General features: G+C 71.8%; 20 protein-coding genes and 1 pseudogene. 6 read left to right on the top strand and 15 right to left on the bottom strand.

All coding sequences use genetic code 11. The annotated features are described in order from the left end of the window. Positions 1-13: 13 nt before the first annotated feature. Entirely contained in the window at positions 14-1066 is a 1053-nt protein-coding gene (locus tag ACWY4P_RS30325) for an alpha-hydroxy acid oxidase (RefSeq protein WP_456203623.1), read from the bottom strand. Between the two features lie 173 nt (positions 1067-1239). Further along, on the bottom strand, positions 1240-2211 hold the full coding sequence (locus tag ACWY4P_RS30320; RefSeq protein ID WP_456203622.1) for a substrate-binding periplasmic protein: 972 nt from the start codon (positions 2209-2211) through the stop codon (positions 1240-1242). A gap of 211 nt (positions 2212-2422) precedes the next feature. Between ACWY4P_RS30320 and ACWY4P_RS30315 the strand changes: the two genes are divergently transcribed. Beyond that, the gene (locus ACWY4P_RS30315; protein ID WP_456203621.1) at positions 2423-3100 is read left to right on the top strand and encodes a lipoprotein; all 678 of its coding nucleotides are present in this window, start codon (positions 2423-2425) and stop codon (positions 3098-3100) included. Positions 3101-4185: 1085 nt separating this feature from the next. On the opposite strand, the gene ACWY4P_RS30310 is transcribed toward ACWY4P_RS30315, so the two are convergent. From ACWY4P_RS30310 to ACWY4P_RS30300, 3 genes and pseudogenes are all read right to left on the bottom strand, one after another. Then, positions 4186-4395: a DUF397 domain-containing protein gene (locus tag ACWY4P_RS30310; protein ID WP_456203620.1), complete on the bottom strand. Its 210-nt coding sequence runs from the start codon at positions 4393-4395 to the stop codon at positions 4186-4188. Then, positions 4392-4966: pseudogene (locus tag ACWY4P_RS30305) on the bottom strand (DUF5753 domain-containing protein); the annotation flags it as partial. The gene ACWY4P_RS30310 and the pseudogene ACWY4P_RS30305, both read right to left, overlap by 4 nt. Before the next feature lie 138 nt (positions 4967-5104). Beyond that, on the bottom strand, positions 5105-5809 hold the full coding sequence (locus ACWY4P_RS30300; protein ID WP_456203619.1) for a TetR/AcrR family transcriptional regulator: 705 nt from the start codon (positions 5807-5809) through the stop codon (positions 5105-5107). Positions 5810-5949: 140 nt separating this feature from the next. Here ACWY4P_RS30300 and ACWY4P_RS30295 point away from each other — a divergent pair, with 140 nt between their 5' ends. Next, a complete protein-coding gene (locus ACWY4P_RS30295; RefSeq protein WP_456203618.1) occupies positions 5950-6651 on the top strand; it encodes an NAD(P)-dependent oxidoreductase in 702 nt (233 codons plus the stop codon). 16 nt (positions 6652-6667) lie between these two features. Here ACWY4P_RS30295 and ACWY4P_RS30290 read toward each other — a convergent pair whose 3' ends face one another. The 3 genes from ACWY4P_RS30290 to ACWY4P_RS30280 all read right to left on the bottom strand — a co-directional run bounded on the left by ACWY4P_RS30290 (position 6668) and on the right by ACWY4P_RS30280 (position 10422). Next, on the bottom strand, positions 6668-7402 hold the full coding sequence (locus tag ACWY4P_RS30290) for a LuxR C-terminal-related transcriptional regulator (protein ID WP_456203617.1): 735 nt from the start codon (positions 7400-7402) through the stop codon (positions 6668-6670). After that, a complete protein-coding gene (locus ACWY4P_RS30285) occupies positions 7399-8670 on the bottom strand; it encodes a PspC domain-containing protein (RefSeq protein ID WP_456203616.1) in 1272 nt (423 codons plus the stop codon). Before ACWY4P_RS30285 ends, ACWY4P_RS30290 begins: the two co-directional genes overlap by 4 nt. 75 nt (positions 8671-8745) lie before the next feature. Beyond that, complete coding sequence (locus tag ACWY4P_RS30280; RefSeq protein WP_456213107.1) at positions 8746-10422, bottom strand: serine/threonine-protein kinase; 1677 nt, start codon at positions 10420-10422, stop codon at positions 8746-8748. Between the two features lie 215 nt (positions 10423-10637). Between ACWY4P_RS30280 and ACWY4P_RS30275 the strand changes: the two genes are divergently transcribed. Then, entirely contained in the window at positions 10638-11960 is a 1323-nt protein-coding gene (locus ACWY4P_RS30275; RefSeq protein WP_456203615.1) for a PspC domain-containing protein, read from the top strand. Continuing rightward, complete coding sequence (locus ACWY4P_RS30270) at positions 11957-12310, top strand: hypothetical protein (RefSeq protein ID WP_456203614.1); 354 nt, start codon at positions 11957-11959, stop codon at positions 12308-12310. The genes ACWY4P_RS30275 and ACWY4P_RS30270 overlap by 4 nt, the downstream gene beginning before the upstream one ends. Here the strand turns inward: ACWY4P_RS30270 and ACWY4P_RS30265 are convergent. The 4 genes from ACWY4P_RS30265 to guaA all read right to left on the bottom strand — a co-directional run bounded on the left by ACWY4P_RS30265 (position 12307) and on the right by guaA (position 16952). Next, positions 12307-12882, bottom strand: coding sequence for a DoxX family protein (locus ACWY4P_RS30265; RefSeq protein WP_456203613.1), 576 nt, complete (start codon positions 12880-12882; stop codon positions 12307-12309). The two genes, ACWY4P_RS30270 and ACWY4P_RS30265, sit on opposite strands and share 4 nt — an antisense overlap. A 138-nt stretch (positions 12883-13020) precedes the next feature. Next, positions 13021-14295, bottom strand: a complete 1275-nt coding sequence (locus ACWY4P_RS30260; RefSeq protein WP_456203612.1) for a hypothetical protein — start codon at positions 14293-14295, stop codon at positions 13021-13023. A gap of 112 nt (positions 14296-14407) precedes the next feature. Continuing rightward, positions 14408-15196, bottom strand: a complete 789-nt coding sequence (locus ACWY4P_RS30255; protein ID WP_456203610.1) for a class II aldolase/adducin family protein — start codon at positions 15194-15196, stop codon at positions 14408-14410. Positions 15197-15365: 169 nt separating this feature from the next. Beyond that, positions 15366-16952 carry a glutamine-hydrolyzing GMP synthase gene (guaA, locus tag ACWY4P_RS30250; RefSeq protein ID WP_456203609.1) on the bottom strand — a complete coding sequence of 529 codons (1587 nt, stop codon included), beginning with the start codon at positions 16950-16952 and terminating at the stop codon, positions 15366-15368. A 910-nt stretch (positions 16953-17862) separates the two neighbouring features. On the opposite strand from guaA, the gene ACWY4P_RS30245 reads away from it, so the two are divergent. Further along, positions 17863-18891: an LAETG motif-containing sortase-dependent surface protein gene (locus ACWY4P_RS30245; RefSeq protein ID WP_456203608.1), complete on the top strand. Its 1029-nt coding sequence runs from the start codon at positions 17863-17865 to the stop codon at positions 18889-18891. Positions 18892-19016: 125 nt separating this feature from the next. Here ACWY4P_RS30245 and ACWY4P_RS30240 read toward each other — a convergent pair whose 3' ends face one another. Both ACWY4P_RS30240 and ACWY4P_RS30235 read right to left on the bottom strand, forming a co-directional pair. Then, positions 19017-20003, bottom strand: coding sequence for an aldo/keto reductase (locus ACWY4P_RS30240; RefSeq protein ID WP_456203607.1), 987 nt, complete (start codon positions 20001-20003; stop codon positions 19017-19019). Between the two features lie 176 nt (positions 20004-20179). Then, positions 20180-20938 (bottom strand): TetR/AcrR family transcriptional regulator, encoded by a 759-nt coding sequence (locus tag ACWY4P_RS30235; protein WP_456203606.1) that lies wholly within the window; start codon positions 20936-20938, stop codon positions 20180-20182. A 126-nt stretch (positions 20939-21064) separates the two neighbouring features. On the opposite strand from ACWY4P_RS30235, the gene ACWY4P_RS30230 reads away from it, so the two are divergent. Beyond that, a complete protein-coding gene (locus tag ACWY4P_RS30230; RefSeq protein ID WP_456203605.1) occupies positions 21065-22261 on the top strand; it encodes a DUF418 domain-containing protein in 1197 nt (398 codons plus the stop codon). Between the two features lie 54 nt (positions 22262-22315). On the opposite strand, the gene ACWY4P_RS30225 is transcribed toward ACWY4P_RS30230, so the two are convergent. After that, positions 22316-24127 (bottom strand): GMC oxidoreductase, encoded by a 1812-nt coding sequence (locus ACWY4P_RS30225; protein ID WP_456203604.1) that lies wholly within the window; start codon positions 24125-24127, stop codon positions 22316-22318. Between the last annotated feature and the right edge of the window lie 19 nt (positions 24128-24146).

Raw genomic sequence — 24146 nt, 5'->3', positions numbered from 1 at the left:
GCCCGGGCCCCGCTCAGGCGACGAGGTCGGGGGTGAGCGCGGCGGGGGTCTCGGCGCCGAGCAGGGTCATGGTGTGGGCGAGTTCGGCGGTGAGCCGGTCCACGGCTTCCTGGACCCCGGCGGCCCCCTCCGTCGCCAGCCCCCACAGCGCCGGCCGGCCGACGAGCACCGCGCGGGCGCCCAGCGCGAGGGCCGCGGCTATGTGCTCGCCGCGGCGCACCCCGCTGTCGGCGTAGACCTCGACGCCGGTGCCCGCGAGCGCCTCGGCCACGCGGGGCAGCGCGGACGCCGAGGTCACGCTCCGGTCGAGCTGGCGGCCGCCGTGGGTGGAGACCACCACGCCCGCGCCCCCGTGGTCCGCGACGACCTTGGCGTCGTCCGCCCGCAGCACGCCCTTGACCACGACCGGGAGCCCGCTGGTCTCACCCAGCCACCCGATCAGTTCCGGCGTCAGGTCCGGCTCCATCGCGGCCTCTTCACGGGGGAGCACCTGAGGCCCCTCTCCCAGGTTGACCAGGCGCACGGTCGGGTCGAGGTCGGCGGCCCGCCGGCTGTCCCCGCGGCGGCCGAGCACCGGCAGGTCGACGGTGAACAGCAGGGCGCGGGCGCCGTGGTGGGCGGCGCGCCGGACGAGTTCGGCGGTCAGGCCGCGGTCGCGCATGACGTACACCTGGTACCACCAGGGCGCGCCCGAGGCGGCGACGTCCTCGAAGCGGCTGGCGGTCCAGGTCGTCACGCCCACCAGGGACCCGGCGCCGGCCGCGCCCTTGGCCATCTCCCGCTCCCCGTCGGGGTGGGCGTACTCCTGGCCCGCCATGGGGGCGACGAGCACGGGGGTGGCGACCTCCGTGCCCAGCACCGTCGTACGGGTGGCGACCCCGGACACGCGGCGCAGCACATGCGGCAGCAGCCGCAGCGCGTCCCAGTCGCGCAGCCCCTCGTCCCGGGTGACGTCACGCCCGGCGCCGGAGGCGTAGTAGGCATAGGCGTGCGGCGGCAGGCGCCGCTCCGCTTCGGCCTCCCAGGTCTGCCACCACTCGGGTTCCGCTCCCGATCTCTGTTGCACTCCCGATTCCGGTTCCGCTTCCGTCGACGGTCCCGCAGTACCCATCGCTTGCGCCTCCTTCCGGCCCGCGGTCACAAGACGCGGGCGGCCCAAGCACGTTATGCACAGCAGTCCGGGGGCCGGAAACGCATGCGGGCCACGGGCCGGCCGGTCGCGGGCGGCGCGCTACGCGTTCAGCCCGTGGGCGGGACGGACTTCGGCTCCTCGCTGAACCACATGCGGTAGGCCTCCGCGTACAGGCCGTTACGGCCCGCATCGGCCAGCGCCGCGTCGATCTGCTTCAGCAGTGCGGAATTGCCCTTCCGCACCGCGAACATGGCCTGGTAGCTCTTGCCGAACTCGGCCGTGATGTGCAGGTCCGACTCCTTCCGCAGGGCCGCGAAGTACTTCGCCTGGCCGTTTCCGAGTACGACGGCGTCGACGTGTCCGCCCGTCAGCATGCCGATCAGCAGTTCGTCCTGTTCGACCCGCTGTACGTTGATCTTCTTGCTGTGCTTGTCGTTGTAGGCGTCGATCTCGTCCGGGAAGTCGGGCGTGGTCGTCCTGGCGGCGACCCGCTTGCCGACCAGGTCGTCGAGCGAGGCGTAGCGGGCGTCGCCCTGGACGAGGATCGCGCTCTTGCGCGTGAAGTACGGGACGCTGAACGACATCTGCGGGAAGGCGGCCTTGGAGTCCGTGGATATGCCGCCGATCACGTCACACCACTTCTGCTTCAGCGCCTCCCCGTTGTAGACCTTGTCGACCGGGACGTTGCCGTTGAACTGGGGCACGGCATTGATCCGCTGGCCGATCAGGCTGAGCATCTCGACGTCGAAGCCCTTGACTTTGCCGACCGTGGCGCCGTTTGCGGACGGCACCTCCTCGCTCGACGTGAGGAACGGCGTCTGCGCCGCGCCTCTGCAGACCGTCAGCCGACCTTCGGTCCGCAGCCCCGGGTCCGTGCCCGCGGGCATTTTCGCCATCGTGCCGGCCGGCGAGGGAACCGCGGTGGGCGTCTTGGTGGCGGATGCGGGGCTCCGGCTCTCCGTGGCGGCGGGACCGCCGGATGCCTCCTTCTGGCCACCCTCCGTGCCGTCCTTGCAAGCGCTGGTGAACAGCAGCGCCCCCACCGTCAAGGCACATCCCGCGAGCATGCGCGCTTTCATGTGGTTTCCTCCGCCCGTTGGCCGGAGGCGACCGTTCAGCCCCCGTGCGTGGCCGATTTCTACCACAGGGACACCGCCCCGACCGGCCCGGAATCATTGCGGTTGAGGCTCGGGACGATCACTTCTGAGCGGTCCCGACCGGTTGGCTTCCGTTCCGGATATGCTGCGGCGAATTTTCGATTTTTCTGTGAAGAAGGCGAGGAACAGCGCGATGCGCATAACTGGTCGGGCAGCCGTGGGCGCCGCGGTGGCGATCGGCGTGATCGGCATGTTCGGGGCACTGACGGGCTGCTCGTCGGACTCGGGCGACAACAAGGGCGGCAAGGGCAACAAGGGCGGCGCCAAGAGCGGCAGCGGCGTCAACGTGGCGGCCGCGAGCGGCGAACTCGGCGGCCGGGACACGGCGTGCCCGCTGCCGGTGCGGTTCAGCCTCGCCAAGTCGTGGAAGCCGGAGGCGGTGAAGGAAGTGGAGGGGGCCGACCCCGAGCTGGGCTCCACCCTCCTCAAGCAGGGGCCGGTGACCCTCGTCTGCGAGATCGACGCGAAGCCCGCCGGGCACATCGGCTTTCTGCGCGTGTGGACCGGCGACAAGGACGAGGCCGCGGCAGGCACCAAGCCCCGGCAGCTGCTGAAGGCCTTCATGGCCGAGGAGAAGGATGCCCGCGACGCCCGGTACAGCGAGCTGAAGGCCGGTGACCTGCCCGCCGCGGAGATCAGCTACATCCTCGACAATCCCGATCTGGGCGCCAAGCGGGAGCGGGCGCTCGCGGTGATGACCCCGAAGGGAGGCGTCGTGCTGCACCTCGGCGGGCTCGACACCGAGGAGCACGACGCCATGCTGCCCGCGTACGAGCTGGCCAAGCAGACCATGGCAGGCGCCGGCAGCTGACCGGGCCGCTAGGCCCTGCGGCGTCAGGGGGCAGCTCCCAGCGGTAGCTGGGGGCGCGTGCGATCGCAAGGCGGAGGGCCGCGTGATGCGTAGGACCGCATTCCTGGGGCTCACCGGGGAGGCACAGCGGGAGCACAGGGCCGTTCGCAGTGGCCTACGGACGGCACGCACGGGCCACTCGGCCCGCACATGGAGAAGGAATTGTGGCGGGGTGCACGGAAGAGGGCGGCTGGCCCGGTGCCCCCGATTCCTCGGCCCGGCGGGTGGCTGAGCTCAAGGCTGGCTCCGCTGCGCTCCGCCGCGACTGCTGCCGCGCGGTGGCGAGCCGGTTGGTCCAGCGGTGCGCTCGACAGGGGGTGCAGGAGTGCGACGAATGGGCCAGCGCCGTTGGGCGGTACGGTCCGGTTGCCGCGTGCGGGCATCGTCTCGCGCCTTTGGCGCACAGCGGCCAGTAGCGGGAAGGGGAGGGGCGCTGGAGGCATCGTCGCCGTCCTGCCCAAGGGGTCGTCACTGGCTCGCGGGCGGGGGACGGCGGACGGTCGCCCGAAGGGTGGGCGCCGGTCCGGTTGGGGCCCTCCCCCCACCTGCTCTTAAAAAAATGCTTGATCTGCATCAAGTACTGCATCAAACGTTTTTCTAAGAGCAGGTGGGTGGAGAGCCGGCCCCGTCCCCCGGCGCCCGCCCATCCGTCGCGCTCCCACGTCCCCGGTCCAGCGCACCGCTGGTCCCCTCGCCCGGCCACCGCGCGGCAGCAGCTGCGGCGGAGCGCAGCGGAGCCTCTTTGAGCTCAGCCATCCGCTGGGCCGAGGAATCGGGGGCACCGGGCCAGCCGCCCCCTTCCCTCTTCTCGCCGGCGCTTTGGATCCGGAGGGTCCGAGACGAAACCCGCACCCGCTGTGAACCGAATCCGCGAGACGGCGCATAGGCGGCGCGTAGCAAAGCGAAGCGCACCCCTCCACCGGTGTACGGCAGTCACATCAACGGGGACGACCTCAGCCAGTCGCACACCACCGGCGCCCGGATGGGCGAGGAGCACGCTTTGGTGGCTGATGGATGGCTGATGGGTGTGGGTGTGGGTGTGGGTGTCAGGTGGCGGGAAACTCTCCGCCCTTGACGGCGGCGACGAACGAAGACCAGGCACACGGCTCGAAGGCGAGCGCCGGGCCGTGCGGGTCCTTGCTGTCGCGGACGGGGACCTCGCCGCGCGAGGCGACGAGGTTGGCGGCGACCTCGATGCACTGGCCGCCGTTGCCGCTGTATGAGGACTTGTACCAACGGGGGGATTCGGTCGTCACGGGGCGCCCTTTCGTAACTGCTCGACCATGGCCACGGATGCCGCTTGGGAGAGGGCTTCGGCCTGCAACTGATGGTAGGCCGTCAATATGGGCAGCACGAAGGTGCTTTCTCGTTCCAGGTGCCCCCGGTGGGCGGACTCGGCGTACGACATGAGCGAGCGATCCGGCATCGTCAGCACCGTAATGGGCAGGCTGAACGGCCGACGTGCCCCCATGCGGAACGGGGCGATCTGGAGCACGGTGTTCGGACGCTCGGCGAACTCCAGCAACCGGGCGAACTGAGCGTCCATGATCGCGCGATCCCCCATCGGCCGGAGGACGCACCCCTCGTCAAGCACCGCGAGGATCAAGGGTGCTGGGGTACAGGCAAGTGCGGCTTGCCGCTGCGTCACCAACGCGACTCGCTCACTGGCTTGTTCGGGGGTGATCGCTTCCCGGCGTACGGCGTCCGCCTCCAGCGCGCCGCATACTCCGGTGTCTGGAGCAGACCGGGGACGACTCCGACCTCATAGAGTCTGACCTCTGCCGCTCGGGCCTCATGCGTCACGTACTCCGGGAACCCTTCCAACAGCCGGTGGGTGGGGAGTTCTTTACCCACGTTCTTTAGGGGAGTTCGTGGCTCACCGAACCCCCGCGCACGAGGGCCCGGCGAGTCGTCCTCGGATGGGGTATCCCCTGCTCGGGCGAAGCCGAGAGCTTGGGGAAGGGCCTACGCGGGCAGGCCAAGACCGCAGATCAGCTGGGCCAGCTCCGCGCGGTAGATCTTGTCCGGGCGCGGGGTCTGGACGCGCATATGACCGTAGATCTCCAGTGAGACCAGGCCGTGCAGATGGCCCCAGATGCGGAGCGCGATGGCCACGGCGGCGGGCGGCAGGCCGGGGAATTCCTCACGTACCTCGGCCGCGAGCTTGGGGTCGAAGTCCGACCACTCGAACTCGGCTTCCGGGTAGAGCTCCTTGGCGTGCGGCCAGGCCCCGGCGGCCAGGCCGGTGAGCCCGGCGCAGACGCGGTGTTCGGCCTCGGGCGCGGCGCTGGTCTCGGGCGCCTGGTAGCCGGGTACGGGGTCGCCGTAGATCAGCCGGAAGCCCTCGGGATTGGTGAGCGCCCAGTCGCGGAAGGCGTTCGCCCAGGCCGCGATGCGGCCGGCCGGGTCGTCGGCGGGGCAGGCGTCCCGGGCGGCGTCCACGGCGTCGGCGAGCGAGGTGTACACATCGCTGATCAGCGTGGTGACCAGGTCGTCCCGGGTGGCGAAGTAGCCGTAGATGGCGTTGGCCGTCATGCCCATCTCGCGGGCGATGGCCCGCAGGGTGATCGCGTCCGGCCCGCCCGAGGACATCAGCCCGAGCGCGACCTTCTTGATCTCGGCCGTCGTCTCGGCCCGCAGCCTCTCCCGGCGTCCCGTCGTCGTACCCACGGGAGCACTCTACAGCGTCACAATCCTTGGTTGCCGTATCAAAACTTCACGCCGTATAGTCGCTGCACGCCGTATAGCTGTGCGCCGTACAGATACACGGCGCGCATCAACTCGCCTTCCGGCATTGGAGATTTGTTTTCATGCGTATGGGAATCATTGGCGCCACCGGAAACATCGGACAGCGCGTCGTCACCGAAGCCCTCGACCGGGGCCATGACGTCACCGCGTTCACCCGCGACGCCTCCCGGATCGAGGAGGACCGCGCGAACGTGGTGTGGAAGAGCGTCGACGTCCTCGACGCCGACGGCGTGGCGGCGGCCCTGCCCGGCCTGGACGTCCTGATCAGCGGCTTCCAGCCGGGCAACGCCGCCCAGGACATGGCGGACACCGTGCGGCGCTCGATCGCCGACCCGACCGTCTACGCCACGGCCGCCAAGGCGCTGCTGAAAGCCCTGGAGAGCCGCCCCCGGACCCGGCTCATCGTGATCGGCGGCGCGGGAAGCCTGGAGATCCGGCCGGGGGTCACGCGCGCCGACTCCGCCGAGGAGCTGTACGAGGCGCTGGACTCCCTCGGCCTGCCGAGGGAGTACGCCGCCGCGGTGCGCGGCCACCGGGACGCGCTGAACGTGCTGCGCGCCTCGAACCGGCTGTGGACCTACTTCAGCCCGGCCGAGGAGATCGCCCCCGGCGAGCGCACCGGCCGCTTCCGGCTCGGCGGCGACCAGCCGGTCCTGGACGCCGAGGGGCGCAGCCGTATCTCCATCGAGGACGCCGCCGTCGCGCTGGTCGACGAGGCCGAGCTGCCCCAGTTCGTACAGCGGCGGTTCACGATCGGCTACTAGCCGCAGGCCATCGGGGTCACACCAGGCGGCGGGCCGTCGCCCAGCGGGTCAGCTCGTGGCGGTTGGAGAGCTGGAGCTTGCGCAGCACCGCCGAGACATGGCTCTCCACCGTCTTCACCGAGATGAACAGCTGCTTGGCGATCTCCTTGTAGGCGTAGCCGCGGGCGATCAGCCGCAGCACCTCGCGCTCGCGCTGGGTGAGGCGGTCCAGGTCCTCGTCCACCGGCGGGGCGTCCGTGGAGGCGAAGGCGTCGAGGACGAAGCCGGCGAGGCGGGGCGAGAAGACGGCGTCGCCCTCGGAGACCCGGAAGATCGCGTCGACCAGGTCGGTGCCGGTGATGGTCTTGGTGACATAGCCGCGGGCGCCGCCGCGGATCACCCCGATGACATCCTCGGCGGCGTCCGAGACCGACAGCGCCAGGAAGCGCACCGGCCGGTCGGTGGCGGCCATCAGCGCCGCGCTGCGGCGCAGCACCTCGACGCCTCCGCCGCCCGGGAGGTGGACGTCGAGGAGGACGACCTCCGGCCGGGTGGCGCCGATCACCGTGACGGCCTGGTCGACGTCCGCCGCCTCCCCGACCACCTCGACGCCCGTGCGGGCCGTCTCCCCGATCTCGGCCTGGACGCCGGTCCGGAACATCCGGTGGTCGTCGACGAGGACGACCCGCACCCGGCGCTGTGCCACCTCGTTCCCCGCCCCGTCCGCCGTCTCGCTCGCCGTCTCGTTCGCCGCCTGACTCGCGTCGGTCATGTCGTCGTCGCCGCCCTCTCCATCTCCAGCTCCACTTCCGTGCCCCCGTCCGGCGCGGATCTCAGCCGCGCCGTGCCGCCGTTGCGCCGCATTCTGCCGATGATGGACTCGCGCACGCCCATCCGGTCCTCCGGCACCGCGTCCAGGTCGAAGCCCGGGCCCCGGTCCCGTACGGAGATGAACACCATGGCCCCCTCGACCTCGGCGAAGACCTGGACGGCCCCGCCGTCGCCACCGTACTTGGCGGCGTTGACCATCGCCTCGCGCGCGGCCTGGAGCTGCGCGGCCAGCTTCTCGTCCAGCGGGCAGTCGCCGACGACCACCACTTCGATCGGCACGCCGTGGTGGTCCTCGACCTCGGCGGCGGCCGCCTTGACCGCCTCCGCCAGCGTGTCCGGCTCCTCGGCCTCGTCCTTGCCCCTGCCCTCCGGCCGGTACAGCCAGGCGCGCAGCTCGCGCTCCTGGGCCCGGGCCAGCCGGGCGACCTCCCGGGGGTCCTCCGCGTTCCGCTGGATCAGGGTCAGGGTGTGCAGCACGGAGTCGTGGACATGGGCGGCGACCTCGGCCCGCTCCTGGGCGCGGATGCGCATCAGGCGCTCCTCGGAGAGGTCCTGGGCCATCCGCACCAGGTACGGGCCCGCGAGCAGCGCGATGCCCACCAGCACCGCGAGCGCGGCCTGGAGCACCGCGCCCAGGTGCTTGGCCGAGCCCTGCAGCACGACGATGCCCGTCACCCCGGCGCCGACCAGCACCACCCCGGCGGCGCCTCGCGCGATCGGCAGCACCTGCTTGCGGCGGCTGAGCTCGACCCACTGGGCGCGCCGGGAGTTGTCCGCCTGGCGCCAGACCAGGGCCACGCCCGCGCCGATGAGCAGCAGCGGCCAGATGTAGGTGTTGGCGCGGCCCAGTTGGAACTTCTCGACGAAGACGCCCACGCCGACCAGCAGCGCGAGCAGCGCGAAGACCTGGCCCTTGTCCGGCTTGCGGGCCAGGATCCGGCGCCCGCCGTCGGGGCCCCGGTCGGACGCCGGGCGGGCGGTCTCGACGCCGCCGAAGCCCAGCGGCACCACGAACCAGAACAGCGCGTACACCAGCGCGCCGAAGCCCTCGGCCATCAGCAGCGCGATGAACACGAACCGCACCCAGGACACCGGCAGCCCCAGATGCCCGGCCAGCCCGCGCGCGACACCGCCGACCATCCGCCCCTCGGCGCTGCGGTACAGCTTGCGCGGGGGCGGCTCGGCAGCGGGGGGCGCGGCGGCGGTCATGCTCCGATCGTCACACGAACGGCTTCCCCCGGGTATCAGGGTCGCCCCTGATCGTTCCCCGACCTAGGACTCGACCTAGGAGGAACTGCTCTCGATCTTGAAGCCGTCCCGGACGTTCCGGAAGACCGGCAGATAGTCGCCCCACTCGTCCGCGGGCGCGCTCAGGTAGAGCGCGTACGCCTTGCCGCCCTCCTCGCCGAAGCCGAGGTCGATGGCGCGGTACCAGCGCTCCCGCCCCTGGAACTTGAACTCCCAGATCGCCCCGGGCAGGTCCCGGTACGTCGTCTTGTCCATGCGCAGCCGCTCGTAGACGGGGTACTCCTGCTTCAGCTGGGTCTCGATGTCCTTGAAGTGCTGCACAGGGTCCGGGCCCGCCAAGTCCAGAACGTTGACCATCAGCCTGACCTTCTGGGTGCGGTCCAGGAACCTGACCTCCTGGGTGCCGTCCACCGTGCCCTGCGAGCTGGAGTCGGGCTGGCGGGTCCAGTCGTCCGGCACGGGCAGGGAGACGCCGAAGTCCGTCAGCTGTTCCCGGTGGTAGCCGTCGGGCAGCTCCGGGATCTTGTACGTCGGCGTCGACGACGCGGTGGACGTGGGGGTCCCGGAACCCGCTCCGTCGTCCTTGCCCCCGCCGAATTCGACGCCCGACAGATACAGCCCGGCCGCGACCCCGACCACGGCCACCACGGCCGCCGACGCGCTCCACAGCGCCGTGCGCCCGCGGCGCCGGCCGCCGCCCGGGGCGGCGGGCCCGGGGGTGGGCGGGAAGACGGGGCCGTGGGCGTGCGTGGGGGCCTGCATGGGCGGGTGCGCGTACGCGGGAGCGGGAGCGGGAGCGGGCGTGGGGGTGGGAGTAGGCGTGGGGGTGGGCGTGGGGGTGGGAGTAGGCGTGGGAGTAGGGGTGGGCGTGGGAGTAGGCGTGGACGCGAGGTCGAAGCTGGGCACGGACAGCCGGGTCGTGTCGGACGTCGGGTCCGGCCTGGGCATCGTCGTCGTCTCGGGCAGCCCCGCCGGGCCGCGCAGCGCGCGCTCGGTCTGCTCCCCCGTCGGCCGGTCCTCGGGCTCCTTGGCCAGCAGCCCTTCGATCAGCCCCGTCAGCGGCCCGGCCCGCAGCGGCGGCTCCAGCGGGTCGACGGCGATCGCGTACCCGGTCTCGATCGGCGTGGCCTTGCGGAACGGCGGCCGCCCCTCGAGAGCCTGATAGAGCGTCGCGCCCAGCGCCCACAGGTCCGAGGCGGGCCCCGGGGTCCGGCCCCTGATCCGCTCGGGCGCGATGTAGTCGATGGACCCGACGACCTCGCCGGTCTTGGTGAGCGTGGAGGTGCCGGTGGCCATGGCGATGCCGAAGTCCGTGAGCACGACCCGCCCGTCGTCGCCGAGGAGGACGTTGCCGGGCTTGACGTCACGGTGCAGCACCCCGGCCGCGTGCGCGGCCCGCAGCGCGGCGATCATGCCCCGGCCGACCCTGGCCGCCTCGTCGGGGCTGATGGTCCGGCCGGTCTTGAGCAGATCGCCCAGCGTGGTCGAGGGCACGTACTCCATGACGATGCACGGAAGCCCCAGGTGGTCCACCACGTCATGGACGACCACCACGTTGGGGTGCGCGATACGGGCGGCGCTGCGCGCCTCGCGGCGGGTGCGCTCGAAGAGGGTGGCGACCTCGTCCTCGGTGAGGTGAGGCGAGATGTGCAGCTGTTTCAGCGCGACCTGGCGGTCCAGCAGTTCGTCCGCGGCACGCCAGACCGTGCCCATGCCACCGCGGCCGATCTGCTCGGCCAGCCGGTACCTCCCCGCGATCAGCCGCCCTTCATCTGACACTGTTGCCCCTCCCGCTCCCCCGGCTGACCATGGCCCCCGCATACGTTCGAAGCGACACGATAGCTGTCGCTCTCTAAGGGACGATCTCAGGGAAGGGCCAGGGTCGAGCCGGATGCCGCCCGGCCCGCCGGCTTGTCACCATGGTGAGCATGACCGATGGACCCACCGTCACGGATCCGACCCCCGGCGCGGCCGGCTCCGGCGATCCGCCCCCGCCGGCGAGGGCGTTGCTACGCCGCAGCCGCGAGCAGAAAATGATCTCGGGCGTGTGCGGGGGGCTCGGCCGGTTCTGCGACGTGGACCCGGTGATCTTCCGGGTGGTGCTGTCCGTGCTCGCCGTCACGGGCGGCTTCGGCCTGATCGTGTACGGCTTCTGCTGGCTGCTGGTCCCGCTCCAGGGCGAGGAGGAGAACGAGGGCCGCAGGCTGCTCTCGGGCCGGGTGGAGGGCCCGGCGCTCACCGCGGTGCTGTGCGCGCTGGTGGGCTGCGGCCTGTTCCTGTCCATGCTCAACAACGGCAGCGTGATCTTTTTCTCCGTGATGCTCTCCATAGCCGCGGTGGGCGCCGCCTATTGGTCCCGCCACCGCCACCAGGCGGAGAGCGGGGGCGCGGTGGACCCGGCGACGGCGCAGGCGGTGGCCGACGCGCCCCCCGAGACCAAGGCCCCGCCGCCGGCCTGGGGCGGCCCGTCCTGGTGGCGGGACCCGATCGTCAAGGACGGCACGACGGGCCCGGTCGGCGAGGACACGGGCTATCTGTGGGGCCCCGACGACGGCTCGGACGGCGCCTCGTACGCCACCAGGGGCGCAGGGCGGGGGGCGTTCCGCAGGTCCCGCAAGGCGCCCGAGGGGACGTCGATCGGCGGCTGGACGTTTCTGCTCGCCCTGGCGGCGGCCGTGGCGGGCACCGGCGCGTCGTGGGGCTCCCGGCCGCTCGGCACCAGTCTGGAGATCGGGCTCGCGTGCGCGCTGGGCGTCTTCGGGCTCGGCATCGCGGTCAGCTCCCGGTACGGCCGCACCGGCGCGGGCACCATCGTGCTGGCGGTGGTGACCAGCGCGCTGCTGGCGGCCGCCGCCTGGCTCCCCAAGTCCGTCACCACCGACTGGACGCGCCGCACCTGGGCACCCACGTCCACGGCGGCCCTGCGCGGCTCGTACGCACTGGGCGGGGGCGTCGGCGAGCTCAAGCTGGACCGCCTGTCGCTGGAGAAGGGCCAGATCGTCACCACGCACGCCGAGGTCGGCGCCGGGAAGCTCGCGGTCACCGTGCCCGAGGACGCGCGGCTCGAGCTGTCGATCCATGTGGGGCTCGGCGACATACGGCTGCCGGGCGAGAAGAGCGACGACATCGACATCAAGCCGGGAAGGGACCGGACCGTGACCGTGCCGCCGTCGGACGGGCGCGCCGCGAAGGGCACGCTGCGGCTGGACCTGGAGATCGGCCTGGGCAATGTGGAGGTGAGCCGGTCATGAAGCGCCACCGCTTCGAGCCGGGCAAGCTGATCGCCGGACTCGTCGTCCTCGGGGCGGGCCTCGCGTACGGCCTGGACGCCGCCGGGGAGTGGAATCTGCCGCCCTTCGCGCCCCTGCCCGTCCTCCTGGGCGGGCTGTGCCTGGCGGGGCTCGTCTCGGCGCTCGCCTTCGGCGCCCGGCGGCGCCGCGCCCGCTTCTCCGAGCACACCGCCCCGCCGCTGGGCGACCTGCCCATGGACGAACTGCGCCGCCGCTACGAATCGCCGCCAGCAGGGCGCGGCAGCGGCGTACGAGAGCCCCGCCGGAACCAGGAGCCCCGCCAGGACCAAGGAGGACCAGGAGGCGTCTAACCGAACAGCTGCGCGCCCTGGCGCCTGCGGCGCTTGGAGATGGCCACGTCCAGCGACAGATAGGGGGTGCCCGCCAGGACCAGCGGCAGCCACGCCATCAGATACGCCAAATCGTTTCCGTAGTAGTACGGGTCCGACTGCCAGCTGACCGTCAGCCACAGGCTCAGCGAGATGAGCGCGCCGCCGAACGCCGCCAGCCGCCCCAGCAGCCCCACGATCGTGCCGAGCCCGACCGCCAGCTCCCCGAAGGCCATGGCGTACCCGAAGCTCGACGGGTCCTTCAGCGCCTGGTCTATCAGCCACGGCACCGCGGAGCTGTCGCGCACGTTCCGCATCAGCTCGCCGATCGAGCCGGTGCCGCTGTCGGCCAGGAAGGCCGAGTCCGTCAGCTTGTCGATCCCCGCGTAGATGAACGTCACCCCGAGGAAGATCCGCAGCGGCAGCAGGGCGTACCGTGCGGCGGAGTCCCGCCAGCCGCCGGTCTGCCCGCCGCTCCCGCCTATCCCGCCCACCCCGCCCACGCCGCTCACACTGCCCGAGCCGGCTCCGACCGTTCTGTCAGCATGCCTCATGACGCCCGCCTCTCCCGTTGCCTCGTCAACAAAACCTTACGAAGAGAACGGGCGGGCGACTCAGCCCAGAACGCCGGGAATGAGCCCGGGACCAGGCCGAGACCGACCCGAGATCCGGCGCGCGCCCAGGCCCGGGACTCAGTCCAGAACGTCGATCGGATAACGGTTGGTCTCCGCCCCCGCCGCGGTGACGACCTGCACCTCCACCCGCCCCGGCTCCACATCCACCGGCACCGGCACGGTCAGCACGGTGTCGGTCGGGTTGCTGAAGCCCCCGGGGACCGGCACCAGCGGGACCTGCACATGCACCGCCCCGATCCGTACGACCATACGGGCGAGCCGGTCCGGCTCCTGCGCCCCCGGAGGTACGAAGCCGCTGCCGCGGATCTCGATGTCGTCCCCGGTGCGGATCGGCGCGTCCCGGTCGAAGCCGCCCTCCTCGGGCCGGACCCGGACCACCGAGAGCACCGTGGGCCGCCCGCCCTCCGCGTACTTCCCGGCCAGATACATCAGCGCCGAGACGGCGGCCAGCAGCGCCAGGCCCCAGGGCAGGTCGGGCAGCCGCCAGGGCTCGCGCGCGAGCCGCACCGCGGCGAAGACGAGCGCGACCGCGTGCACCACCACGTACTGCGCGTCCGCCAGGCTGCCGCGGCCCGCGTCGTCGGTCAGCAGGTCCGCGGCGCGCGGCCGCAGCGCCCGCACCTTCTGAAGCCGCTGCGCCCGCACCCGCGCCGCCACCACGAGCCGGGCCGCCACCACCGCCAGGCAGGTCAGGGCAGTGACGGTGAGCAGCCCGGCGGCGCCGTCCAGGGCCAGCCCGTCGGCCGTCCGCTCCCCCGTCCCCGGGGCGAAGGCCAGCTCGACCGCGAGCATCAGCACCGCGAAGACCGCGAACAGCACCCACGCGGCGGCCACGGCACGCGAGGTGGACAGCCGGTTGTCCTCACCGACGAGCGGGGCGAGCGGGCCGCCGCTGCCGCGGTGCAGCCGGGCGGCGAGCGTCAGCAGCCCGGCGGCGAGCAGCGCGACGGCCAGGGAGGCCGTACGCGCCGCCGACCAGCCCGCGCCGACCGCCGTGGCCAGCTGCCCGATCAGCAGCGCCCCGACCGCGCCCCACACCACGATCAGCGTGCGCCGCCGCACCGCCCCGCCCCACGCGAAGCTCTCGGCGCGGCCGGTGTCCCAGGTCGTCCGGGCCGCCTGCGTCAGCTCGTCCGACACCCACTGCCGGGAGGCCTCGGCGGAGTGCGCGAGCGCCGCCGGCAGGCCCTCCCCGGCCGCGAACCGGTCGCGCAGGGCCAGGAACGCGGCCACCGCCCGCCGATGCCCGTCCCGGGCGCAGTCGGGGCACTCGCATCCGCTGTGCGTATGGCGCTCTGCCGTCGTGGCGTCTTCCGCCGCTTTCACCGCCACGAGGCGCTCCCGCTCATCGTTCTCTCGGGTCAGTCGTGCTCTCGTCCCAACTGACAGGTCTCGACCCAACTGACAGGTCTCGACAGGGGATTGTGCCGTAAGTCGGAGGGTCTCAGCTCAGCAGGTCCGGCTCACCGCGGGTGATCTGCTGGTACAGAGGTTGATAGTTGATCCAGGCGACGAGATCGGTGCCCAGCTGCTCGCGGGTCTGCACGGCGTTCTTGTAGTCGATCAGGACCGGCTTGCCCGCGGCCTTCGCGGCCAGCTGCACCTGGCAGGAGCGCTCCATCGCGATGAACCACCAGGCGGCCGCGTCGACCGAGCCACCGACCGTCAGCAGACCGTGATTGCGCAGGATGAGGGCCTTGTGGATGCCGAGCGCCGCCGCGATGTCCCGCCCCTCCGCCTCGTCCACGACCACGCCCGTGTAGCGGTCGTAGAGCGCGTGGTCCTCGAAGAAGGCGCAGACGTCCTGGGTGATGGGTTCGAGCAGTTCGCCGAGCGCCGACAGGGCGCGGCCGTGCAGCGAGTGGCAGTGCGCGACGGCCACGACGTCCGGCCGCGCCTGATGCACGGACGAGTGAACGACGAACGCCGCCTGGTTGACGTGGTGGCGCCCCTGGACGACCCGGCCCGCCTGGTTGACGAGGATCAGATCGCTGACGGTGATGTGGTCGAAGGGCATCCCGAAGGGGTTCACCCAGAAGCAGTCGGTGAACTCCGGGTCCCGCGCGGTGATATGGCCCGAGACGCCCTCCTCGAACCCGAACCGCCCGAAGAGGCGCAGGGCCGCGGCGAGCCGCTCCTTGCGGTGGTGCCGCTCCTCCTCGAACGAGGTGTGCTGCGGCGGCAGGGTGAAGTGCAACTGGTCGGTGGGGATCGGCTCCGGCGTCGGCGGCATCGGCGGCTCACTCCTTGGCGCACTGCTGCTCTCAGGGCTCGGAGCGGAAGCTACCTGGGGGTATCACAGGACGCCAGAGCCGCGGCCGCCTTTCAGGGCTCGGAGCACGGCGACGCCGCCGCCCGGTGAAGCGGGCGACGGCGTCGGCGCGGGTACGGGAAGCGGGGGGTCACTCCCACTCGATGGTGCCCGGCGGCTTGCTGGTGATGTCCAGGACCACGCGGTTCACCTCGTCCACCTCGTTGGTGATCCGGGTCGAGATCCGCGAGAGCACGTCGTACGGCAGCCGCGACCAGTCCGCGGTCATCGCGTCCTCGGAGGAGACGGGGCGCAGCACGATCGGGTGGCCGTAGGTGCGGCCGTCGCCCTGTACGCCCACCGAGCGCACGTCCGCGAGCAGGACCACCGGGCACTGCCAGATGTCCCGGTCAAGGCCCGCGGCGGTCAGCTCCTCGCGCGCGATGGCGTCGGCCTCGCGCAGCAGGTCCAGGCGCTCCTTGGTGACCTCGCCGACGATACGGATGCCCAGGCCCGGGCCCGGGAAGGGCTGGCGCTGGACGATCTCGTCCGGGAGGCCGAGCTCCTGGCCGACCATCCGCACCTCGTCCTTGAACAGTCGGCGCAGCGGCTCGATCAGCTGGAACTCGAGGTCGTCCGGGAGCCCGCCCACGTTGTGGTGGGACTTGATGTTGGCGGTGCCGGTGCCGCCGCCGGACTCCACCACGTCCGGGTAGAGGGTGCCCTGCACCAGGAACTCCACGGCCTCGCCCGCGGCGCCCGCCTCGGCGACCAGCTCGGCCTGGGCCTGCTCGAAGACCCGGATGAACTCCCGGCCGATGATCTTCCGCTTCTCCTCGGGGTCGGACACCCCGGCGAGCGCGGTCAGGAAGCGCTCCTCGGCGTCGACGACCTTCAGCTGGACGCCGGTGGCCGCGACGAAGTCCTTCTCGACCTGCTCGGACTCGCCCTTGCGCATCAGGCCGTGGTCCACGTACACGCAGGTCAGCTGGTCGCCGATGGCCCGCTGCACGAGGGCGGCGGCGACGGCGGAGTCCACGCCGCCGGACAGGCCGCAGATCGCGCGTTTGGTGCCGACCTGCTCCCGGATGGCGGTGACGGCCTCCTCCACCACATTGGTGGTGGTCCAGCTCGGCTCGATCCCGGCGCCCCGGTAGAGGAAGTGCTCCAGCACCTGCTGCCCGTGGGTGGAGTGCATTACCTCGGGGTGGTGCTGCACGCCGTACAGCTTCTTCTCGTCGTTCTCGAAGGCCGCGACCGGCACCACGTCGGTGGAGGCGGTGACGGCGAAGCCCTCGGGGGCGGCCGAGCAGGCGTCGCCGTGCGACATCCACACGGTCTGCTCGGCCGGGGTGCCCTCGAAGAGCGTGGAACCGGGCTTGGTGACGGTCAGCGGCGTACGGCCGTACTCGCGGGCCCCGGTGTTGTCGACGGTGCCGCCGAGCACGGTGGCCATCAGCTGGAAGCCGTAGCACATGCCGAAGACCGGCACCCCGGCCTCGAACAGCGCACGGTCGACGGTGGGGGCGCCCTCGGCGTAGACCGACGACGGGCCGCCGGAGAGGATGATCGCCTTCGGCTTCTTGGCGAGCATCTCGGCCACCGGCATCGTGGACGGGACGATCTCGCTGTAGACCCGGGCCTCGCGGACGCGACGGGCGATGAGCTGGGCGTACTGCGCGCCGAAGTCGACGACCAGGACGGTGTCGGGGGCGGCAGCAGGGGACGCTGATGGCACTTCGGCGGCCTTCCGGCGGAGGTTGCGGTGTTTCTCAGGGGCTGGACCATCGATTCTAACGGGCTCGTCATCGACACTTTCCGGGCGCTTTCCGGGCGCTCTCCGGGCTCGGGCCGTCACGCGCCGTCACCCGTACGCCACGTGACCGGGCCGTGAGCCGCTTCGTTGAGCCCGGTGTCCGCGCCAGCCAGGAGCGGCCCGGAAAAATCCACGCGTGGCTCAGATCCGCCGAAGCGATGAGACGTGCCCCCCTGCGGTGATTCAGGCGGCGCGCGTCGTGGGACCTCGCTTCGGCGAGGTGACCGGTCAGCAGGGGACAGCAGCCCGGTCACCACCCCAAAGAACGGTCGGTCCCGGGGACGCCTGGGACCGACCGTATCCGGTCGAAACGGTTGCGCCGGAAGCGCCACATCCACCACGATGCACTGAGGGAAGACGCCCCGGACCTCCCTACCGTCATTGGTCCGACCACGCGGGCGCACGCCCCCCTTGCATCGCCGCTTCACCACCGCGCTCCACCCCTAAAGCGCACCGCTCGAAAGCGCACCACCCCGAAAGCCGGCGGCCCCCAAAGCCAGCGGCGCTCCCCCCGGCGCCGCCCCTCAGCACCGGCGCTGCCCTGACGCCGGTGCTGACCGCCTAGGGTCCCGGGGACGCCCGCCCCGCTCGGACGTCCCCGGGGCCCTTCGCGTTTCCCTTCACGTTTGCCTTCACGCGGCTCCAGAGATCCGTGACTTTGATCGGGTTTTTCTGTGACCATTCTGTGAGCAACCTCCGGGGCAACCTTTCGGCCACCCGGCTGGTCATGTACGTGCAAACGCACGGCCAGACCGCGCCCCCACCGCGACGGCCTTCCACATGCGTGCCTCTGGCCCCACCAGCGGCACGAACGGACCCAGAAGAGGTCTTCATGAAGCTTCGCCGCGCCCTGGCGACCGCCGCAGTTACGGCCGCCATAGTCCCCGCCGCGCTGCTCGCGGCGCCCGCTGCCTTCGCGGAGGAGACGCCGTCGGCCGACCCGACCACCAGCGTCACCCCGGCCCCCGACCCCACGGTGACCACTCCGTCCCCGACCGACCCGACGCCCACCGACGAGCCGACGGACACCAAGCCGCCGACCACGCCGCCCACCACGGACACCCCCACAACCACTCCGCCAACCACCCCTCCCACCACCGACACCCCCACAACCACCCCGCCGACCGAGCCGACCGACGAGCCGACGCCGGGCGACGACTGCAACGACGACGGCTCGTGGAACGAGGACCCCGACCTCACCACCACCATCACCGGCCTGCCGTCGAAGGTCGTGGCGGGCAGCGGGTTCCACAGCTTCAAGTTCCAGGTCGAGAACGACTCGGACAAGTCCCTCAAGCGCGTGGACTTCGGTGTCTTCGCCGGCACCGCGGACTCCAAGCACCCCGACGGCACCGGCAAGTTCCTGACGCTTCAGTACAAGGACCCGGACAGCGGCGTCTGGACGTCGATCTCCACCGACGAGAACGACCCGTCCTCTGGCTACATCGGCTACACCGACGTGCGCGCCCACGAGACCGTCACCATCGACATGCGGCTGAGCGTCTCCGCCAAGGCCCTCGGTGACGGCTTCGGCTACGCGCTCACCTTCGGCGTGTACACGGACGACGAGGGCAACTGCGTCTTCTCGACCGGCGACTACTACGAGTTCGACGTGCTCCCGGCCGGCTCGAAGCCGGGCCACGTCCCGCCGGCCGAGCCCAAGCCGGAGCCGCATGGCGGCAAGAAGCCCCTGCCCAAGCCGGCGGGCGACACGAAGATCAACCCCAAGGGCAGCCTCGCCGAGACGGGCTCCTCCTCCGCGCTGCCGACGATCGCCGTGATCGGCGGCGTCGCGATGGCCGCGGGCGCGGGCGCGGTGTTCGTGGTGCGCCGTCGCCGCAGCGGTGGCGCGGCGGCGTGACGCCTTGACGCCTTGACGCTTTGACGGCGGCTTGACGGCGGCGGCCTGAACCGCCGCCGGGCCGTGTCGAAGGGGTCGCCCCGGGCGGGGCGGCCCCTTCGCGCGTTCCCGGCCCCGCGGCGGTCTCAGCCGTTGACGAAGGTGAGGCTGGTCGCGTCGTAGCGGGTGCCCGCGATCTGCTCGGCCGGGGCGGCGGCCTCGATGGCGGCGAGGTCCTCGGTGGACAGCTCGACGGCCAGGGCCGCGAGGTTCTCCTCCAGGTACCGCTGCCGCCGGGTGCCGGGGATCGGCACCACGTCGTCGCCCCGGTGCTGCACCCAGGCCAGGGCGAGCTGGCCGGCGGTGACTCCCTTCGCCGCGGCCAGCTCGTTCAGCTTCTCGACGATCGCCAGGTTCCGTTCGAGGTTGCCGTCGGCGAAACGCGGCTGGCCGCGCCGCATGTCGGTCTCCGCAAGCCCCTCGACCGAGCTGTACCGCCCGGTCAGGAAGCCGCGCCCGAGCGGGGAGAACGGGACCAGGCCGATACCGAGCTCGCGGCAGACCGGGGCGATCTCCGCCTCCAGGTCGCGGGTCCACAGCGACCACTCGCTCTGCAGCGCGGCGATCGGGTGCACCGCGTGCGCCCGCCGGATGGTCTGCGCACCGGCCTCGGACAGCCCGAGGTGGCGGACCTTCCCGGCCCGTACCAGTTCGGCCATGGCGCCGACGGTCTCCTCGATCGGCACCTGAGGATCGACCCGGTGCTGGTAGTAGAGGTCGATGTGGTCGACCCCGAGCCGGCGCAGCGACGCCTCGCACGCCTCCCGCACGTAGGCGGCGTCACCGCGGATCCGGGTGGGCTCGCCCAGCCGGTTGGCGAAGCCGAACTTCGTGGCCAGCACCACCTCGTCGCGACGCCCGGCGATGGCCCGCCCGATCAGCTCCTCGTTGTGCCCGCCGCCGTAGAAGTCGGAGGTGTCCCAGAAGGTCACTCCGAGGTCAAGGGCGTGGTGCAGCGTCGCGATCGACTGCGCGTCGTCCGCGGCGCCGTAGCCGTGGCTCATGCCCATGCATCCCAGCCCCTGCGCGGAGACCGCCAGTTCGCCGAGGTGCCGAGTGGGAACGATGGTCATGCTGCTGCCTCCTGGGCTGCGACTCCTGTGCTCCGAACCGTCTGTCCAAGACGCTAGGAGTTGGAGTGCGCTCCAAGTCAAACGGGCGTGAACGCCATCGGCGACGGGCGGCACCTTCGGGACCGGCAGCACCGGGAGCCTCAGGGCTCCGAAGCGTCGCCGGGGATGCCGCCCCCTCAGGAGTCGGGGCCCTCGATCCGGACGGCGACGCCGTCGAGGATCAGCTCCAGCCCGAGCGAGAAGTCCGCGTCGGCGATCGCCGCGTCGGGGGTGTCCGACGGCGGTGCCTCGAACAGCGTCGAGGAGAACAGCCGGGCCGTCTCGGGGAAGCGCTCGGGCTCGACGAGCCGCGCCAGCGCGCGACCGTATTCGCGCTCGGCGTCGGCCTGCCCCTGGCCCTCGGCCCTGCCCTCGGCGAGTTCGCTGTACTGCCGCACCGACTGGACCACGTAGCCGCTGATCAGCATGAGGACGCCGACCTTGTGCGCCCAGTCGAGGCGGGTGCGGGACATGATCGCCAGCGCGGACTCCATCCAGGCGATCTGGTTCGGTCCGGAGGGTGGTCCGGAGGCGGGCACGCGCGTCAGCCACGGCCGACGCTGGAAAACCGCGCGCTGCGCGAAGGCCCAGCCGCACAGCCCTTCGCGCCAGTCGTCGGTGTCCATGTCCGGCGGCGCGCCCAGGGCGGAGTCGGCCATGAGCGTGAGCAGCTCGTCCTTGGATCCGACGTACCGGTAAAGCGACATCCCCGTGAAGCCGAGGCTCTTGGCGACCTTGGGAAGCGTCACGCCGCCGAGCCCGTCGCGGTCGGCGATCTCCACCGCCGCGGCGACGACCAGATTGACGTCGAGGACCGCGGGCCGCCCGAGACGTGAGGACTCCGAGATCCCCCACAGCCGGCGCAGCGCCGCCGGAATGAAGTCCTCGCTGGTCATGGCTCCCTCGTTCGCCCCGATCGATGAGGCCCATCATGCCAGATCCAGTGCGCCTGTTGGATTTAGTATGCCTGTGATACTTTCTCTGAGAAACTAAAGCGCGCGATCTCGGGGAGAGGGACGAACTTGAGCACTGACACCGCATTGCGGACACCGAGAGGGCCGGTGCGGCGCGCCGAACGCGCCCTCGCGCCGGACCTGGCCCGGGGAGCGATGTTGCTGATCATCGCGCTGGCCAACGCCGCCGGAGTCGTCTTCGCCGGCGAGCCCGGCCTCGACACCACACCAGAAGGCGCCGACCGCGGCCTCAACTTCGTGCTCTTCGAACTCGTCCACGCCCGCGGGTACCCGGTCTTCGCCGTGATGTTCGGCTACGGACTCGTCCAACTCGCCTGCCGCCAGGACGCCTCCGGCGCCACGCCGAAGCAGGTCCGTTCGGTGCTTTTACGCCGCAACCTGTGGCTCGTCGTCTTCGGCTTCGCGCACGCCGCCTTGCTGTACTACGGCGACTTCCTCGGCGCCTACGGGATCGTCGGGATCGTGATGACCCTGGTGCTACTGCGCCGCGGCGACAAGTTCCACCGGACCGCGCTGGTGCTCTGGGCGCTCTCGGCGGTCGAGGTCCTGGTCATCGGCGCCGTCGTGGTCAGCGGCATCGGAGGTTCGGGCGGGTCGGCCCCGCTGCCGTCGAGCCACGTCGACTCCCTCGCCGCGCCCGACTACCTCGCGTCCATGCTGGGTCGCCTCGGCGAATGGCCGATGCACACGCTGACCGTCCTGCCCTTCATCATCATCACCTGGCTGGGCATGTGGGCCGCCCGCCGCCGCGTCCTCGAGGAACCGGCCCGCCACAAGTCCCTGCTCAAGTGGACCGCCGCCCTTGGGCTCGGCGTCGCCATCGCCGGAGGTCTCCCGGCCGCTCTGGTCGGCGCCGGATGGCTGCACGTCGACGAGTCGGCCACCAGCCTGATGATGATGCTCCACGGCGCCAGCGGCATGTTCGCCGGCCCGGGTTACGTGGCCGTCTTCGGCCTGATCGCCATGCGGGTCAACCGGCCCGGCCCCGTCGTCGGCGCACTCTCGGCCCTGGGCCGGCGTTCCCTGTCGGGATACCTGTTTCAGTCGGTGGCCTGGCTGGTCCTTCTGGCGCCGTTCACGCTCGCCCTCGGCGACCGTTTCGGCAGCCCCACGGCGACCGGTCTGATCATCGCGGTGACCGTCTGGCTCATGACCGTTCTGATCGCCCGCCTGCTCGACAAGCGCAAGCAGGCCGGCCCCGCCGAGATCGTCCTGCGCCGCCTGGCCTACGGGCCTCGGGCATAGTCGCCGCGGCCGCCCGCCCGAGCCGACATTTTCACATCTCGCACGCTCACCGGCTCAGTGGTCAGCCGCCGGGGGCACCTTGGGGACCGGGAGCAGGGGGAGCTTCAGGGCGCCGAAGGCGTCCTCGGGGACGGCGGGGGACGTGGGCGGCACCGGGGGCAGGCGCTGGTACGGCTCGCCCTGGGGTGGGCGCGGGTCCGGTTCGCCGTTGTTGGGCCACAGGGACATGGCGCGCTCCGCCTGGGCCGTGATCGTCAGGGACGGGTTGACGCCCAGGTTCGCGGAGACCGCCGCCCCGTCCACGACGTGGATGCCCGGGTGCCCGTACAGCCGGTGGTACGGGTCGATCACACCGTGCCCGGGGTCCGCGCCGATCGGGCAGCCGCCGAGGAAGTGCGCGGTGAGCGGGGTGCCCATCAGCTCGCCGACGTTGCTGCCCGGGAATCCGTTGATGGACTCGGCGAGGTGGCGGGCGGCCTGCGCGCCCTCGGGGATGTGGTCCGGGTTGGGTTCGCCGTGGCCCTGCCGGGCGGTCAGCAGGCCCTTCCCGATCCCCTTCGGCTTGCGGTAGGTGGTGAGCGAGTTGTCGTGGGTCTGCATGACCAGGCCGATGATGGTGCGCTCCGACCAGCGCCGGGTGGACATCGAGCGCACCACGAGCACCGGGTGCCTGAGGTGGTTCCCCAGGAACCGCAGCCAGCGGGGCAGGCGGCCGCCCTCCGGGATCTGCAGGACGGACAGCAGCCCCATCGCGTTGGAGCCCTTGCCGTAGCGGACGGGCTCGATGTGGGTGGTGTCGTCGGGGTGGATGGAGGAGGTGATCGCCACGCCACGGGTGAAGTCGGCCCGCCCCCGCCCCGGCCGGACCTTGCGGTAGCGGCGGTCCGTGGTCTGCGCGCCGACCAGGGCCTCGGAGTTGGTGCGGGTGAGCATGCCGAGCCGGTCCGGGATCCGGGGCAGCAGGCCCTTGTCCCGCATGGTGTGCAGCAGCGTCTGGGTGCCGTACGTCCCGGCGGCCAGCACGACCTGGCGGGCGCGCAGCGCGCGCGGCCGGGCCTTGCGGCGCCGGTCGGTGGGGACGGTGGTGACCCGGTAGCCGCCCCGCCGGTCCTCGCCGACGGCCACGACGGTCGTCATGGGGTGGACGACGGCGCCGGCCCGCTCGGCGAGGTGGAGGTAGTTCTCGTTGAGGGTGTTCTTCGCGCCGTGCCGGCAGCCGGTCATGCACTCGCCGCACTCGGTGCAGGCCCTGCGGGACGGGCCCGCGCCGCCGAAGTACGGGTCGGGGACGCGCTCTCCAGGCGCCGCCGTCGCCGTCCCGTCCGCGTCGTCGCCGTCCCCGAAGAAGACCCCCACCGGCGCCATATGGAAGCTCTCGCCCACCCCCATCCGCTCGGCCGCGGCCTTGAGGTGCTCGTCGGAGGGGGTCATGGTCCTGTTCAGGCGCGCGCCGAGCATCCGCCGCGCCTGGTCGTAGTACGGGGCGAGCTCCGCCCGCCAGTCGGTGATGGCGCCCCACTGCGCGTCCCGGAAGAAGGGCTCGGGCGGTACGTAGAGGGTGTTGGCGTAGTTGAGCGAGCCGCCCCCGACCCCGGCGCCCGCCAGCACCATCACCTTGCCCAGGACGTGGATGCGCTGGATGCCGTAGCAGCCGAGGGCGGGGGCCCACAGGTAGTCGCGGAGGTGCCAGGAGTTCTTCGGCAGGGTCTCGGGGGTGAAGCGGCGGCCCGCCTCCAGGACGCCGACGCGGTACCCCTTCTCGGTCAGGCGCAGGGCCGTCACCGAGCCGCCGAAGCCCGAGCCGACGACGATGACGTCGTAGTCGTACGTGTCGTACGTGTCGTACGTGTCGTACGCCTCGTCCACAGCAGTACCTCCCGCTCCC

The sequence above is a fragment of the Streptomyces sp. LZ34 genome, from assembly GCF_053890475.1.
This window is presented reverse-complemented; position numbering and strand designations above follow the sequence as displayed.

Coding starts and splice junctions, on each gene's coding strand:
- ACWY4P_RS30255 (WP_456203610.1), bottom strand. CDS start 15,196: ATGCCGCCGACGCCGGAGCCGATCCCCACCGACCAGTTGCACTTCACC.
- ACWY4P_RS30320 (WP_456203622.1), bottom strand. CDS start 2,211: ATGAAAGCGCGCATGCTCGCGGGATGTGCCTTGACGGTGGGGGCGCTG.
- ACWY4P_RS30265 (WP_456203613.1), bottom strand. CDS start 12,882: ATGAGGCATGCTGACAGAACGGTCGGAGCCGGCTCGGGCAGTGTGAGC.
- ACWY4P_RS30280 (WP_456213107.1), bottom strand. CDS start 10,422: ATGGGCACGGTCTGGCGTGCCGCGGACGAACTGCTGGACCGCCAGGTC.
- ACWY4P_RS30245 (WP_456203608.1), top strand. CDS start 17,863: ATGAAGCTTCGCCGCGCCCTGGCGACCGCCGCAGTTACGGCCGCCATA.
- ACWY4P_RS30295 (WP_456203618.1), top strand. CDS start 5,950: ATGCGTATGGGAATCATTGGCGCCACCGGAAACATCGGACAGCGCGTC.
- ACWY4P_RS30240 (WP_456203607.1), bottom strand. CDS start 20,003: ATGACCATCGTTCCCACTCGGCACCTCGGCGAACTGGCGGTCTCCGCG.
- ACWY4P_RS30275 (WP_456203615.1), top strand. CDS start 10,638: ATGACCGATGGACCCACCGTCACGGATCCGACCCCCGGCGCGGCCGGC.
- ACWY4P_RS30270 (WP_456203614.1), top strand. CDS start 11,957: ATGAAGCGCCACCGCTTCGAGCCGGGCAAGCTGATCGCCGGACTCGTC.
- ACWY4P_RS30235 (WP_456203606.1), bottom strand. CDS start 20,938: ATGACCAGCGAGGACTTCATTCCGGCGGCGCTGCGCCGGCTGTGGGGG.
- ACWY4P_RS30290 (WP_456203617.1), bottom strand. CDS start 7,402: ATGACCGACGCGAGTCAGGCGGCGAACGAGACGGCGAGCGAGACGGCG.
- ACWY4P_RS30315 (WP_456203621.1), top strand. CDS start 2,423: ATGCGCATAACTGGTCGGGCAGCCGTGGGCGCCGCGGTGGCGATCGGC.
- ACWY4P_RS30285 (WP_456203616.1), bottom strand. CDS start 8,670: ATGACCGCCGCCGCGCCCCCCGCTGCCGAGCCGCCCCCGCGCAAGCTG.